Genomic DNA, 14,399 nt, shown 5'->3' on the forward strand with positions numbered 1-14,399 from the left:
CCCACGCCATGGCTCCTCAGAGCTGAGCCAGACATACCCATGTGAGGCGGAGGAACAAAGCAAAGGGAGCACAAGGGACGTGCAGAGTGTCGGCTCACCACCCCCACCTTCAGGAGCACGTGGGGGGCGCCGGCCTCGGCCGCCGACGGCGTCCCAGCAGTACCTCGACGCCCACGAATTGCACAGCCCCCGCTGGTGGTGCCAAGGGCAGTGATCAAGGACAACCAAGATCCCCGACGGAATCGCCCAATGCTGCAGCTTCCGAATAACGGCGCTTCGCCAGTGGCGGACGCGGACACGGTCGATGCCACCATGGTCGGCTTCACTGGCAGTTCCCGGCATCCGAAGGTGCTCGCCGTGCGGCTGCCCAGCGGACGCGTCGCGCTGCCCCAGCGCCTGACCACGGCACTCGCCTCCACCGTCGATCCACACCTGCTCCCCCAGGCCGGTCGCGCGTTCACGAAGGCCGGCGACTCCTACCCGCCCGCCACCGGTGATCTGGTGTGGAGGTCGTGGCGGGCACGACCCGGCACGCGGTCGTCACCGTGGTCCGGCTGCGCTGACCGGTAACCATGTGGATCGGCAGCCGGGGAATCTCTGAGCGGGGGGAGAGGGGTACTTGGCAGAATCCGGTGTGTGGGAACAGCACAGCAGACAAAGCGGCAGCACCTCGTATCCAAGGTCCTGCTCAAAGAGTTCACGATGCCCGAGCCGAAGGGCGGTAGCCAGCAGCTGCTCCCGTTCGACCTGCACAACCCCGGACGCGTACACAAGCGGATGCCCCCCAGCCGATGCGGCTGGGTCGAGAACTTCGTCGCCGTCGACTCCCCATTCATTGAAGCACTGTGGAACAACGTGGAGAGGCGCGTGCGTGCGGCGCTCGCCGCCGTGCACGCCGGCACTCCGTTCGCTGACCCGCTTCACGTGGACGTCCTGCGCGACCTCGTCGTGCTCCACAACGTCCGGTCGCTCCACTACCGCGATGTGCATACCGACTCGGTCGAGCGGGCCCGAACGCACCTGGTCGCCAAGGTGATCACCCAGTACCCGGAGCAGCTGCGCCTCGAGGCACTGCGCGAGACGGGCCTGTACCTGTCCGGCCCGGCTGCCCTGGGCGCCTTCGCCGAACGCCTCATCGAACGGTCCCCGACTATGCGCGACCGCGAGAGCGGCAAGCTCTTCCGCACCAGCATCGAGGACACCTTCCACAAAATGCGGGACCTGGCGTCGACGCGGCGGCTGGAGGTGATCACGCCCGAGACGGGCCAGTTCCTGATCGGCGACAACCCGGCCCTGACCCTGTCCATGAAGGGAAGCCGCACCATGTACGGCATGGCGTTCCTTGACGCCCAGACCCTCGTACTTCCCATCGGCCCACGGCACATGCTGTCCTTGGGCACCGAGGACAGCATGCTCACCGCTTCCCAGTCCTTCGTCGACCGCCTCAACGCCCTGCAGATCCACGCCGCCCACCGCTACGTCTACATGCACCCCGCGAGCGGCCTGGAACCATTCGTGGAACGCGCCGCACAGCGACGACTGGCCGGAGACCGGACCACCTGACAGGCGATCGTCATTGCTGTACCTCTGCGAAGACCCGCGGCGGCGCGTCGTCCGGCGCATCCGAGCCGACCGGCTGATTCAAGTCGCCCCAGCTTCCTGTTCTTGGCGGCACCGTGCGTCTTCAGCGCGGCGCCCGGCAGCGGAGTCACCCGCGAGAAAGGTCATGGCCCAGACGCCCCCAGCCTGTTCCCGGTCACCGACCCCGAACTCCGGCTATCAGTTTTTGACTGTTTGGCCGTGTTTGCCGATCCGGAAGTATTCGACTGGATTGAGGCCCAGTTGGAGCACCGTGCCGTGTGTCTGCCGGATAGTGGCCGCGGTCATTCGCTCGGGTTCGCGCAGGCACCGGTACACGGGCGGATCGCTCTGCTGCCTCATGCACGGGCGAGGCTCTTCGACCGCACGCTGCGGGGTGTCCCACAACAGGGTCTGGCCGACGGCGACCAACTGGCCCGTTTCCTGCGCGCCGTGCAGGGGGGCGGTGGTGCGGCTGAAGGGGATAAGCGATCCGGGTTGATCGCCTGCGGCAAGAATCTCGTCGAGTACGTCTCCCACGTCGCCTTGGGTGCTGTAGTAGGCGGTGACGTACAGGGTGCAGGACACCTTGTACTCGTTGTCGGCGGTGAAGGTCCATCCGCCGCCTCCGGTGCACACGTCCTCCACGGCGAGCAGACGGAGGGTGAGGGAGGGGACGGCGTCGTAGGCGCGGGCAATGCAACGAAGGCGTTGTTCGGCCGTCTCACGGGCCTGCTGAGCCTGGCGTCTTCCGGCGAGTCGGCGCACCGTCCTCGGACGAGTCCTGCTGATGTAGTCGTAGGCATTGCCGAGAACGACGACACCGGCGGTGGCGGAGATACGGGCCACACGCCCCAGGGCGGGTTTCGTCCTCGTCTTCCAGCTCACATTTCTCGCCGCCATCGCCCGCCGCCAGCACGAACACCGCAAACACACCGCCGAACGCCTCACACCGTCCTGGAGACCACTCTACTGTCCGGCGAGCCGGCCGAACTCGCCCTGTTCTACCGGGCCAATGCCCACAAGGACCTCGGCCGCACCGACGCCGCCCTGGACGGCTACCGCCAGGTCGCCGACGCCGACGGCCGGCTCGCCCCGCGCGCCCGCCGCGGCCCGGCCAGCCTCGCCCGCATCCGCGGCGACTTCCCCACCGCCCTCGCCGCCGTCCCCACCCTGGGCTGGACAAGCCGCCACCACCGCGTCCTGGGACACATCAGGTGGCCCCACGGCGACACCGGCCGCGCCATCGCCGCCTTCGAGGACGCGCGGGCGGAAGCCGAGCAGCATGACGCCCGGGGCGAACAGGCCATCGCCCAGACCCTCATCGCCCTGGTCACCGCGTTCACCGACCCGGACCGTACAAACGACGAACTCGCCCTCGCCCACCAGTTGCTCGCCCGGCTCGACCCGCGCGCCACCACCCTTCTCGCCCACGTCGCCGCCCTCGTGCGCGACGCCGGCACCGACCGCGACATCACCAGCCAGGTCACCGTGCTGCGCACCGAGATCACCGTCACCGGGCTTCCCTGGCTCACCCCGCTCCTGGAGACCGCCCTCGCCTTCCACCACGCCGTACGCCAAGCCGAGCACGACCTGGCCGCCGCCATCGACCGGCTGCACGACGCGACCGCGAACGGCGACTTCGCCTACTATGTGCCCATCGCGGCCGCCATGGGCGACCGGCCCCGGCCCGACGGGCCCGCCATCCGCTGGCTCGGCGGCGACCACACCGTCCGCACCCGCTGGCGGACCCTCGTCACCACCCGCCAACACCGCCTCCGCAGCAACCAGCCGCCCGGCAGCCCGTCACCTGCGTGAGTGAGAGCGAAGGCCGCCGCCCCGGGCGGGGTCAGGAACTACAGCTTCCAGCCGCGCAGCAGGCTGGCGACGCCCGTTGGCGCCGCTTGCGTCCGCCCACCTTCTTCCCGCCCCCCCAGCCGGAGGTGGCACGCGGGATGCTCGCCGCGGCCCGCAGAAGACGGCACGTTGGACTCCACGGAAGCGAACGCGACAGGGTGCGACACCAGCGCCTTCTGGTACCGCTCGGCTGGGATCGCAACCCCGAGCTAACAAGAGGCCCTGCTGCTATGTCCCGACCATCGAGAGATCACCCAAACAGGAACCCTGTTCGACTGATCAAGCTCGCACAACGGTAAGCGGATGGCGTCTGAGTACCCATGCCCAGAAGACCGCCTGAGGCAGAGTCAACATTCCGCCGCGTTCGATGTGTGCTACGTCACGCCCGCGGGTTGTTACAGCGGACGGGCGGCTGGTGTCTTCATGTCGAGTACCCGGCGTGATGACCCCGAACCAATCAAATTCGCAACGCCTGAGGGATCCAAGTAGCCCACGGGTTTCACAGTTAGTCGTTTGGAGACGCAATGACCGAGCCGAAGACTCGCGCACGAGTTATAAGCAAGCTCAACACTCCCCCACAGCCTCATGTCGGAGGCATACGCAATAGATTCCTCATCAACGGCAGCGACACGGGTGGCCGATTCTCCGTTGTCCAACACCTGTTCGAGCCGCGAGCCCTGGGTGGCCCGATGCACCGTCACAAGAACGAGGACGAATACACGTTCGTTCTGAGTGGCGAGATAGGGGCGATCTCGAATGGCCAGGAAATTTACGCCTCGGCCGGCGAGTGGATCTTCAAGCCGCGCGACGAATGGCACACCTTCTGGAACAACACGGACAAACCGGCAGCAGTCTTGGAGGTCATCTCCCCCGCCGGTTTCGAAGACTTCTTCAAGGAATGCGTCAATCTTGCCACCCCCCCGAGTGAAAGTTTGCTGACCGAGATGGCCGCAGCCTATGGCATTGACTTCGACTGGCCGGCCACACCGACCGTCGTCGAGCGCCATGGCCTTCTCTCCTGACCCGAGGTTGTAGTTTCTCACGGCTGACGCATTCTTCTGGTCACCGGTCGGCCTGAATGTTTCGGTTGGGTGCGGCAACTGCCGAGGCGGAATCGCGAAAGTGCTTTTCCTCACCAGGGCGGTGAATCTCGCTTAAGGGTTCTATCGGTTCAGGCGGAAGGCACTTTCGACGACCAGGGCAGCGGCCCAACGGCGAGGTCATCGCCCTGCTCGTCATCGCTCCGTCCAAGAGCGAGCGCAAGCGCGTCATCCCGATGTCCATGAACCTGTTCCACGCCCAGGTCATCCGCCGTCTCACCGTTCCTAACTACTGGTTGCAGATGAGATGATCTTGCGGTAACTGGTGTGATCACGGCGTCGGTACCGTCTTGGATAGCCCCGTTCAGTGGGCTGTGCCCGCGCGACTTCCGCAAGCTCATCACGATGCTGCGCCGCGACGACGCGTACACGGTGCGGCCAGGCCGGCCGTGGGGGTTGTCGTTTGAGGATCGGGTGCTCCTGGTCGTGGCCTACTGGCGAACAAACCTGACGCTGCGCCAGCTCGCGCCGCTGTTCGGTGTATCCAAGTCCGCGGCCTACCGCATCATCGATCATGTCGGCCCGCTGCTCGCGCTCCGACAGCGACGACGCTTCCCCAAGGACGCCGTCCTGATCGTCGACGGCACTCTCGTACCCACCCGTGATCATTCCATCGCGGAGAAGTCGAAGAACTACAGGTACTCCACCAACCACCAGGTCGTCATCGATGCCGACACCCGCTTGGTCGTCGTGGTCGGCAAACCCCTTCCCGGAAATCGCAACGACTGCAAGGCCTGGGTAGAGTCTGGCGCCAAGGCGGCACACTCGGCGATGTGGGTGGTTAGCGCGGCGGTCTGGCGGCGGGGCAGGTGGACGCCGACCGAGCCGAACAGGACAAGGCTGTTGCTGGTCATGCCCGTGTGGCCGAACAGGTGGATCGGGTCGTCGTTCACGGCCGTGAGCAGCGCGACGGCCTGGTGGACGATGTCGAGCACGACCCATTCGGCTTCCTCGCCAGAGAGCTTGCGGCCCTTAAGGACCCGACCGCGCAGCTTGTGGCGAACACGGCAGTCCGGACCGTTCTCGGTGAACGCGCAGTCGAGGGCGAGCTCCCGGACTACTGACGGGGGGGGTATTCCGACCGTGCGCTATTCCTGTCCTCTAGCTCTCTCCTGGGGCGAGAGAGCACGGCGTAGCGGTGCCGATCACCGTCCGCTCTTGCCGAACCGCGCGATCGCCTCCAGGACCGCGTCCTGCATCGTGGGACTGCCTGTGTGTCCGGAGTCGTCGATCACTTTCAGCTCCGCGTCCGGCCACGCCTTGGACAACTCCCACGCGGTCTTCAATGGGCTGCCGAGGTCGAGTCGGCCGTGGATCAGCACTGCTGGGATACCGGCCAGCCGATGTGCGTCACGGAGCAGTTGTCCATCTTCCAGCCAGGCATCGTTCGCGAAGTAGTGCGCGCAGATCCGAACGAATGCCATCAGTGCGCTGTCGGTCCTGTCGCTGTAGGCGCCCGGATGACCAAGTACCTCGTGGGCGATGACGGCGTCCTCCCAAGCGCACCAGTCCCGCGCCGCCTTCACCCTGGCCGCCTCATCAGGGCTGTTCAGCAGCTGGTTATAGGCGGACACGAGATTGCCGCTCCGGTCCGCCTCCGGAAGTGCGTCGCGGAATGTCTCCCAGGGGCCCGGCAGCAGGCGTCCGACGCCGTGGTAGAGCCAGTCGGTCTCCTCCGGCCGGGTCATGGTGACGCCGACAATGACAACCTCGGAGACTCGCTCGGGATAGCGCTCAGCGTAGGCGAGGATCAGTGTTGAACCCCAGGAGCCGCCGTAGAGGAGCCATCGCTCGATGCCCAGGTGTTCGCGTAGCCGCTCCATATCCTCGATGAGGTGGTCGGTGGTGTTGGGATCGAGGCTGACGAACCGGTCGGAGGCGTGAGGCTGGCTCTCACCGCAGCCACGCTGATCGAACAGGACGATCCGGTAGACCTCGGGATCGAACATCTTGCGACTGCCACGGCTCCCCCCGCTGCCGGGCCCGCCGTGCACGCGCAGAGCCGCCTTTCCATTGGGATTCCCGCTGGTCTCCCAGTAGATCTGGTTTCCGTCGCCGACATCGAGGAGACCGTGCGCGTACGGTTCGATGGGCGGGAACGGCTCGGCCATGATGGTCTCCTCCTGAAGGTGTGAAGAACAACCTCGCGAGGCTAGTCGACGGCTGGAACGGCGTCTCCTGGTTTGTCCTCGGCTCGCCCGGCGACGTATTCGGCCCAGTCGCGTCGGGCGTAGGCGACCCAGCGGCAAGTTGACGGAGCAGTTCGGCGAGCCTTGGCGCCAGCAGGACGGGGTGGCGGCCCAGCATGAGGTGGGCGTGCTTGTCGTCGAACTTGAGGTGCTCGGGCGTCAGATGGCAGAGACGTTCGGTGGACGGACCGAACAGCAGGGTGATCGCACCGGCAGCTCGGATGTCCGTGGGCAGGGCATCGTCGGTCAGACAGCTTTGGAGGAGGGGCCGTCGATCGTCCTCGTCGAGCAGGTCTTGGGGCTCCTGCCTCGGGATGGAGGGGACGGTCAGTTCGCGGGTGAGGCGACGGCTCGTGGTCCATTTCAGGAAGTATCGGATCAGGTAGCGGCGTTGGCCGGTGGCTCCGGCGATCCAGTCGTCGATGTGTTCTTGGGCGAGGTCGGCGAGGACCAGGTCGCGTTGGTCCATCCAGGCCAGGAAGTCCAGGGCGACGCTGACGCGGCGCCACAGGTCGCGGTCGGCGGAGGCTGGATGGTGGCGGTGGGCGGCCCGTTGGCGTGCTCGTCGAAGCAGGAACCAGTGCAGGAACGGGCGGGCGAGGTTGGCGTGTGCGGCCGGCTTGTCCGCGAGTTCGTGCGCATGCCAGCCCTGGATGCGTTCGAGGTCCTCGTGGCGTTCCTCCAAGATGCCTGTGTGAACGAGGAGTTGACGGATGTAGCGCTGGTTCCGACTGGGCGGGAGCTCGTGCAGCAGTTCGTGACTGAGTACATGGCCGTCGGCCGCGAGCCGGGCGAGGAGCTTGGTGTTCGGGCTCTCCTTGATCCACTGGATGGCGGGGAACAGTGAGGGAGCGTCCGTCAGCGCGGCCGCGAGCGGTTCCATCTGTGGGGTGACCGTGCCGTCGGGTCCGGCCAGCAGGGCGTTGACTCGTTCGGCGAGGACGCAGTGAGCGCATCGGCCGCGGCTGTGGGGATTGCCCGCCCGGCCGCACTGCTTGCAGGTGTAGTCGGCGGCGAAGCCGACGCAGGGTCCGCAGACCTCGGTGCCGTCGTCACCGCGCGCGATCAGTGGCTGGATCATGCGGCAGCGCGGGCACTTAGCCGGTGAACGGAGCACGGCGGTGTAGCAGGTCATGCGGACCGGCCCGATGGGCCATCGAGTGTTGACCGGCTTTGTCCGGCCGCAGCGGGCGCACGGCTCGCCGGTGCGGTGTCGCTGGTAGCAGGTGGCGCAGATCGGCTGGCCCTGTGGATCGCGGCTGGTGCAGGGGCGGACCCGGCTTCACCCACATCGCCTGGTACCAGCAGGGCATGAGCACGGCCCGCGTGGTCGGCCGCGACGCCGACCGGGGCGCAGACCTCCGTCGCCGTACCGGCCTCCGGCACGGACATCCCCGTCGTCGGGCTGGCCGGTGACTGGCTGCTCACCGGCTACCGGACCGGCGCCCCGACCGATCAGGACCCGCCGCTGCGCCGTGGCGGCCCCCTCAAGGCCGTCCCGCTGGGCGGTGGTTCGCCGGTCACGCTGCTGGCCGCCGCACAGGCAGACCTGTTCCAGGTGCCCGGCGGCGGCGCGCTCACCGTGGGCGGCGCGGACGCCGGTGACTGGGCGGTGCGCCGGGTGGAGGTCGCGGCGGACGGCGGGCTGAGCCTGCGCACCCTGTCCGAGGTGCCGTCCCGACCGGCCGTGGTACGCGAAATCGCGCTCTCCGGCGGTCAGCTGGTCACCAAGGAGGAGGACAGCGCGCCGCGCCCCGCCTACATGACGCGCCGGGTGACGCTCACGGGGGACGCCTGCGGGGCCGCGCTCCGAACTCACCACCGCGCGACTCGGGGACAGTTACGGTCAGCCGCTGGGTGCCGGCGACGGGTCGGTCGTCCATGTCCGGCACGACGACACCACCCAGCGGGACGTGATCGTCCGTGCCACCGCGTCCGGCACCCGCACCGAGGTGATCCCCTTCGACCGGAACACCCCTGCGGCCTCCGGCCGCGCACTGCGCGACGCCGCCGGCCGGTACGCGGTGTACGGCGGCGGCGACGAGCGGGTGGTCGTCGACTTCGAGGCGCCCGGCGGGGCGGCGGCGGTGCAGCATCTCACCACGCCCGCTGCCGCGCTGTGGGGCTCCCAGCTGTGGACCACGGACGGCACAGGAGGGCGGATCGAGGCCCGCGACCTGGCGACCGGCACGGTCAGCTCGTACGCGGTCGGGGCTTCCTGCGTGATCCGTGACATCCAGACCGTCGGCCGCTGGGTGTACTGGGACTGCCTGGGCCAGGACATCGTCGGCGGCGACCCGTCCACGCTGTTCGGCGTGGACGACCTGGAGACCGGCGCCACCATCAGCCTTCCTCGGCGCGGCGAACTCGGTGACGGCTTCGTCGTCAACCACGACACGAGCGTCGGCACGCTCCAGCTCACCGACTTCCGCACCGGCACCGCGGCCGAGTCCCGCACCCTCACCGACCTGCCCGCGGTCTCGAACTGGAAGAACCACGACGTCGACAAGTTCGGCGGCGGCATCGCCTGGCGGGACGCCACGGGGCAGGCCCACGTCGTACCGAGCGGCGTCCCCGCCCAGCCGCTCACCGTGACCACGACCGACACGCCGACGGCCTACGCCCGTACGGCGGGCGCGACGTGGAACCCGCAGTGGCAGCTGTCGAAGCCCGCCACCGGCGCCCAGCTGGTGATCAAGCGCAAGTCGAAGGTGGTGCACACCCTCGACGCCACGGCCGTGGGCGCCTCCCTGACGGTCCGCTGGGACGGCACCCTCGTCGACGGCGACCCGGTCCCCGCGGACACGTACATCTGGCAGCTGACGGCCACGCCCGAGGACGGCACCGGAGCGGGCCTGACCCTGACGGGCACGCTCACCGTGACGGACTGACCCCGACGACAGCACAAGCCGATCCGGGCAGCCGGGCAGCACTCGGCAAGGCCGGAGCCGCCCGTCGGACGACCCCGTGCTCACGGACCGGGCCTCCTGGACGCCCTGGCGGGCGAACCCGCCCCGTGGACGTCCGGGAGGCGGCTTGAGGGTGCGCGGCCCGGGGTGAGGTGGGGTCACCCCGGGCCGACACAGGTCAGCCCTCCTTGGGTGCCGCCTGCTGGACCACCTCGAAGGACCACAGCGTGGCGTCCGTCGCGGCCGGCTTGGGCCGTTCGCCGCCGCCCTCCGCGGAGGCGCCGCCGTGCGCCGCCTGCGCTCGCCCGGCCATCCACTTCTGGAAGTCCTCCTCGGTGCGCCAGCGCGTGTACACGAGGTACTGGTCGGTGCCCTCGACCGGCCGCAGCAGCTCGAACCACTCGAAGCCGTCCGAGCCCTCCACCGCGCCGGCCCGGGCGGCGAACCGCTGCTCCAGCGTCTCGCGCTGCTCTGCCGGGACCGTGAGGACGTTGATCTTGACGATGCTCATGGCCCCATTGTCCAGCAGGCGTCCGGACGGCAGGTCAGCGACCGGCCGTCGGACTCCGGCGGTCGGTCGCCGTTTCCCGCACCGCCATGGCGGTCGATTCAGGATGTGCCTGCACGTCATCGCGCAGGGCATCGACACCGCAACCATGGAGGGCCGGGCGATGTTCGATGCCGCAGGCGTCGATCAGCCGGTACCGGCCGCGGCAGACGCATATGGCTGCTCCGGCGACCTTCATCGAGCGACGCAAAGCCACTTTGTGCTCCGGGGAGATCGGGTGCGGAATCCGAGTCAGGCGGAGTGACAGGCGGATTCCGGCGTGCCACTGAGAACTTGTGGATCGGCCCGGGAGTGCACGCAGAGGGCGTACCTTCCCGAATGATCCTGTGATGGTCACCGAGTAGGCCCGCGTCTCATGCCGCTCGAACGGGAGGGGCGGCCAGGCCCAGTTCACCGTCCACGGCCTGCCGCCTGCGCCCGCCGGGGCCACCCTGGAGCCGGTGCTGCGCCGGCCGGAGGAGCACTGCGACCGCGACCTCACCCTGGACGAGATCGCCGCCGAAGCGGGCATGAGCACCCGCACCCTCAACCGCCGCTTCCGCGACCAGGCCGGGACGACGCCCCTGCAGTGGCTGCACCGGGCGCGGGTGCGGCGGGCGCAGTACCTGCTGGAGACGACGGCCCACCCGGTGGAACGCATCGCCGCCCAGACGGGGTTCGGCTCGCCGATGGCCTTCCGGGAACGGTTCCGCCGGGTGGTGGGGACGAGCCCGCAGGTGTACCGGCGGGCCTTCCGCGCCGAGCGCCCCGAGCAGGGAATGGGCTGAGCAGATCGCACGCCCACGCCTGGCTGGTCGGACGTACGGGTGTTACGGGCCGGCCGGCGTCCACCTTCTAGTGCTGGGTCCTGCTGCGCCACACCGTGGTGCCGTTGCTGACGATCGCGACATCGCCGTCGGCGCGCAGGACCAGGGTGGCTCCATCGTGACCGGCGGTACTGCTGGACCAGGCGGTGGCGTTGTCCGTGGTGTAGACGACGAGGTTGCCGTCCGCCTGGAAGACGGTGCGGTGGCCGCGGCCCGCTGTCCCGGCCGACCAGCGGACGCGGTTGTTCTCGTCGCGGATGACGAGGTTGCCGTCCGACTCCATCGCGATGATCGTGCGGTCGGAGCGCCAGGACTGGCCGGACTCGAGCACCTTTGTGGACGTCACGACCAGCGTGGTCCATTGCTTGGAGGGCGTGGCATGGGGCGCGGACGGCTTGGTAGTGGCTGCGGACGGCGTGGCCTTGGTGGTTTCCCCTGCGGTGGCTGTGGCTGTGGCAGGGCTCTCCGTTCCCTGACCGCCGCTCGGCTTTCCGGACGGCGACGGTGAATCGCTTGACGCGGCGACGTCCTCCGGGTCCCCGCCCATGGGGGACCGGTCGAAACCGCGGGAGCCCGCTGTGCCGGTCGCCCGACTGTCCGACGGGGTGCTTTCCGATCCGGTGAGCAGCACGACGGCGCCTCCGCCCAGGGCGAGCAGCACCATGACGCCGATCAGCACGAGCTTCCTGACCGGCCGACGCTTCGGGCCGCGGTCGGCGGCCGGGTCGGCGGCCTGGTCGGGTTCAGGGGCGGGGGTCGTGCCCAAGGCGCGCGAGGCGCGGGCGACGGTCGGGTCGAACAGTGGCGGTACGCGGCGTGCCCCCGCAGAGGCCGGGGAGCCGCCCAGGTCGCTCCGCCGGGCCGCCCCGGCGGCCGTGGTGTCCGGGGCATCCGGCCAGTCCACCTCGCTCGCGGGGGGCGTGGGCGCCGTGCGCGCGGCGAGGGCTGCCGCCGGGTCGAACATGGATCCTTCGGGGCCGGACCCGGTGCCAAGGACCGGACGGTCGGGCCGCTCGCCGTGGTGCCGACGGGGCAGCGGGGGAGCTGCCGCCGCTTCATCCCCAGTCTCACCGGTCTTGGCGTCGGGGCTTTTCCCACGGTCGCTTGTGGTCATGTGGTCTCGGCCTTTCCGGTCGCCGGGTGCGGGCTGCCCAGCAGGGTCTTTCGCAGAGCAGCCGCTGCCGCATCCGAGGCGAGTTCCGGCGACTGCTACTTCACTATGGCACGGTCAAGATCAGTACCATCGACTGACCCAACCCCCTGGACTCGTTACGTCTACGGGTCGCTTGTGGCCAATCGCGTCCATGCGGCGGAGCCGCACAGGGCCATGGCTCCCCGCGCCACCGGGAATTGCGAAGTCGCCTGGGTAAGCGTTTGATTCTTCGTTGTCCGTTCCGTTTGGCCCAGGTGTCACGCCAGTGGCCTGGCCCACCGGCTGTCCGGTCGGCGCCACCGCCGCCACCGCCGCCACCAGCGCAAAGCCGAACCCTTCCTGGACTTGACCAGCATCGCTTGCACCCCTTATCCGCTACCGCGTGATCACCGTCAGCGACACCTGTCTGCTGTCTGCTGTCTGCTGTCTGCTGTCAGGTCGCCAAATCCCGCTGAACAGCAGCATCAACCCACCCTGTGACGGTGATCACTGGAACCATCGGCTGATGGCAGACATCCAAAAATGCAGATCAGAAGATCACGGCGTTGGCGGATGAATCAGGTCAAGAAATGAGTGAACGGAACGACAGGGTCTCGTCTTGGAAACCCTGTCAGAAGGTGTTCTGAGTCGAGATCACGGGAGGGCCGACAGACTGCGCAGCCATACGGGGGTATGTCGGTCGGCGCCCTTCAGTGTTGAACTTGGCTATTTTTGCGGGCAGTTCGGCAAGTGGATACTTTCCTGCGGACCTTGGACAGCTTCAGCACCCCGGTTCCAGGCCGGCCGTCCACAGCGATGCATCTCCGGACATCGCCGAAGCGTGGAGCCGCGGTGATCCCGCGTCACACTTCGAAACTGCCGTGTCCAGCCGCCGGGCCGGTGCGGTGGAGCGCAAGGTCCGAGGCTGCGGCCTGCCGTATGGAGGGAGCGGGGACGGCGTGCGCGGCGTGCCGTGCTTCGATCGCCTCCACTGCGCCAGAGACTCGGGCGGCGTCCCGTGCCGCGCCCTTGCCTTGAGCCACGGACAGGGTGTGGGCCAGGGGGGCGTACGGCCATGGTGACGCGGATGTAGAGGTCGTCCGGGCCAGCGACATCGGCGACGCGCGTGATGCCATGGCGGGCGAGGAGCGGGCGGATCGCTGGAGCCGGGCAGGGCGGGTGGCGGCCGATCGCGGTACCGGGTTTGAGGCGGTCTTTCTCGACCCCGTCGGGCAGGTGGTCCAGCAGCGGTGGGCGGACGTCGCCCTCGTGGTGGCCTTCGAGGACCTGGCGCCTGTGTCGGCGTTCCCGGTAATCCCGGGGCGGCGGTGGGGACCGGGCCTGTGGTGGTCGTCCACGACCCGACGGCACGTTTCTGCGGGATCGAACGCGATGCGCACCCAGTTGATGGTCCTGGACCGCGATCCGCGCGTGACCGACCTGGCGGGGCAGCCGGTGCGGCTGCTGTGGCGCAACCCCCGCGGGCAGGTGCGTTCCTGGGGGCCGCAGCTCTTCGCCCGCTACACCGACGGCACCGCCCTGCTCGCCGGCTGCCCCCGGCACCCGACGCCTGCGGCGAACGCACCCTGGGCGCGGCAAAGGCCGTCTCGGAAGCGAGCGCGCACATCGGCTGGACATCGGCCGTTCAAGCCGGTCTCGCACCCGAATGCCGCCGTAGCGCCCGGATCGCCGGCCCGCGCGGCCTGCGCACGCCAGGACGAAAGCTTCTCGCCGGAGCAGGGGCGAAGGGACAACGAGCACCTCAACTTCTCGCGCAGCCTTGGAAACCGCCCCGGCCGCTGCCCGCACGGGCCGCGGCCGGTGCCCGTGGTGCTGCCCCGCACCCGGTCACCACAGCACCGCCCCCGTCGGAGGCTCGATACGGACTGCGCATCACCCCGTACTCCGCTGAGGGGACCACTCCGACGTGCACGCTGACAAACGCGCACCCGAGAGCGACGCAACCGACACCCCGAAGAACCGGTCCGAAAGCGACAGCGACGCACGAAAACGGCCAGCTGGCCCCGCAGCCGGCGGTTCCGGCACGCTCGACGCCCGGTCCGTGCAACGGTTGCAGCACGGCGCCGGCAACGCGGCCGTCGCCCGGCTCCTGGCGGCGCGAACCGCCCCTCCCGTGGGAAGAAGCGATTTCACAGCCATTCGATATCGCTGTCGCCACGAGCCGAGGCGGGGATCTTCACAGAATTCCGTTTCCACTGATAGGGGCGCCGCACGGAGCGGGATACAATAAACACTTGAG

The 14,399-nt window shown here is 68.7% G+C and carries 12 protein-coding genes and 2 pseudogenes; 9 read left to right on the forward strand and 5 right to left on the reverse strand.

The genetic code is table 11. The features are described from left to right. Window positions 1–312: 312 nt before the first annotated feature. A complete protein-coding gene (locus tag ACWCPF_RS38025; protein ID WP_451049698.1) occupies window positions 313–570 on the forward strand; it encodes a hypothetical protein in 258 nt (85 codons plus the stop codon). Window positions 571–636: 66 nt separating this feature from the next. After that, window positions 637–1,563, forward strand: a complete 927-nt coding sequence (locus ACWCPF_RS38030) for a DUF4238 domain-containing protein (RefSeq protein ID WP_451049699.1) — start codon at window positions 637–639, stop codon at window positions 1,561–1,563. Between the two features lie 216 nt (window positions 1,564–1,779). On the opposite strand, the gene ACWCPF_RS38035 is transcribed toward ACWCPF_RS38030, so the two are convergent. Next, window positions 1,780–2,226, reverse strand: coding sequence for a hypothetical protein (locus ACWCPF_RS38035; RefSeq protein WP_451049700.1), 447 nt, complete (start codon window positions 2,224–2,226; stop codon window positions 1,780–1,782). Between the two features lie 63 nt (window positions 2,227–2,289). Between ACWCPF_RS38035 and ACWCPF_RS38040 the strand changes: the two genes are divergently transcribed. The 3 genes and pseudogenes from ACWCPF_RS38040 to ACWCPF_RS38050 form a co-directional block, all read left to right on the forward strand. Beyond that, entirely contained in the window at window positions 2,290–3,396 is a 1,107-nt protein-coding gene (locus tag ACWCPF_RS38040; RefSeq protein WP_451049701.1) for a hypothetical protein, read from the forward strand. Between the two features lie 563 nt (window positions 3,397–3,959). Further along, window positions 3,960–4,457, forward strand: a complete 498-nt coding sequence (locus tag ACWCPF_RS38045) for a cupin domain-containing protein (protein WP_451049702.1) — start codon at window positions 3,960–3,962, stop codon at window positions 4,455–4,457. 345 nt (window positions 4,458–4,802) lie between these two features. Then, window positions 4,803–5,297, forward strand: a pseudogene (locus ACWCPF_RS38050) (transposase family protein); the annotation flags it as partial. Between the two features lie 383 nt (window positions 5,298–5,680). Here ACWCPF_RS38050 and pip read toward each other — a convergent pair. Continuing rightward, entirely contained in the window at window positions 5,681–6,646 is a 966-nt protein-coding gene (gene pip, locus ACWCPF_RS38055; RefSeq protein WP_451049703.1) for a prolyl aminopeptidase, read from the reverse strand. 139 nt (window positions 6,647–6,785) lie between these two features. Here pip and ACWCPF_RS38060 point away from each other — a divergent pair, with 139 nt between their 5' ends. Both ACWCPF_RS38060 and ACWCPF_RS38065 read left to right on the forward strand, forming a co-directional pair. Next, window positions 6,786–7,571 (forward strand): hypothetical protein, encoded by a 786-nt coding sequence (locus tag ACWCPF_RS38060; RefSeq protein ID WP_451049704.1) that lies wholly within the window; start codon window positions 6,786–6,788, stop codon window positions 7,569–7,571. Window positions 7,572–8,637: 1,066 nt separating this feature from the next. Continuing rightward, window positions 8,638–9,615, forward strand: coding sequence for a hypothetical protein (locus ACWCPF_RS38065; protein ID WP_451049705.1), 978 nt, complete (start codon window positions 8,638–8,640; stop codon window positions 9,613–9,615). A gap of 196 nt (window positions 9,616–9,811) precedes the next feature. On the opposite strand, the gene ACWCPF_RS38070 is transcribed toward ACWCPF_RS38065, so the two are convergent. Both ACWCPF_RS38070 and ACWCPF_RS38075 read right to left on the reverse strand, forming a co-directional pair. Further along, the gene (locus tag ACWCPF_RS38070; RefSeq protein WP_451049706.1) at window positions 9,812–10,144 is read right to left on the reverse strand and encodes an antibiotic biosynthesis monooxygenase family protein; all 333 of its coding nucleotides are present in this window, start codon (window positions 10,142–10,144) and stop codon (window positions 9,812–9,814) included. A gap of 34 nt (window positions 10,145–10,178) precedes the next feature. Beyond that, entirely contained in the window at window positions 10,179–10,397 is a 219-nt protein-coding gene (locus ACWCPF_RS38075; RefSeq protein WP_451049707.1) for a hypothetical protein, read from the reverse strand. Window positions 10,398–10,553: 156 nt separating this feature from the next. Between ACWCPF_RS38075 and ACWCPF_RS38080 the strand changes: the two are divergent. Further along, window positions 10,554–10,968: pseudogene (locus tag ACWCPF_RS38080) on the forward strand (helix-turn-helix domain-containing protein); the annotation flags it as partial. Window positions 10,969–11,035: 67 nt separating this feature from the next. Here ACWCPF_RS38080 and ACWCPF_RS38085 read toward each other — a convergent pair. Beyond that, window positions 11,036–11,971: a hypothetical protein gene (locus tag ACWCPF_RS38085; protein WP_451049708.1), complete on the reverse strand. Its 936-nt coding sequence runs from the start codon at window positions 11,969–11,971 to the stop codon at window positions 11,036–11,038. 1,302 nt (window positions 11,972–13,273) lie between these two features. Here ACWCPF_RS38085 and ACWCPF_RS38090 point away from each other — a divergent pair. Beyond that, window positions 13,274–14,077: a TnsA-like heteromeric transposase endonuclease subunit gene (locus ACWCPF_RS38090; protein ID WP_451049709.1), complete on the forward strand. Its 804-nt coding sequence runs from the start codon at window positions 13,274–13,276 to the stop codon at window positions 14,075–14,077. Window positions 14,078–14,399: the final 322 nt, after the last annotated feature.

Source organism: Streptomyces sp. NPDC001858, from assembly GCF_053594615.1.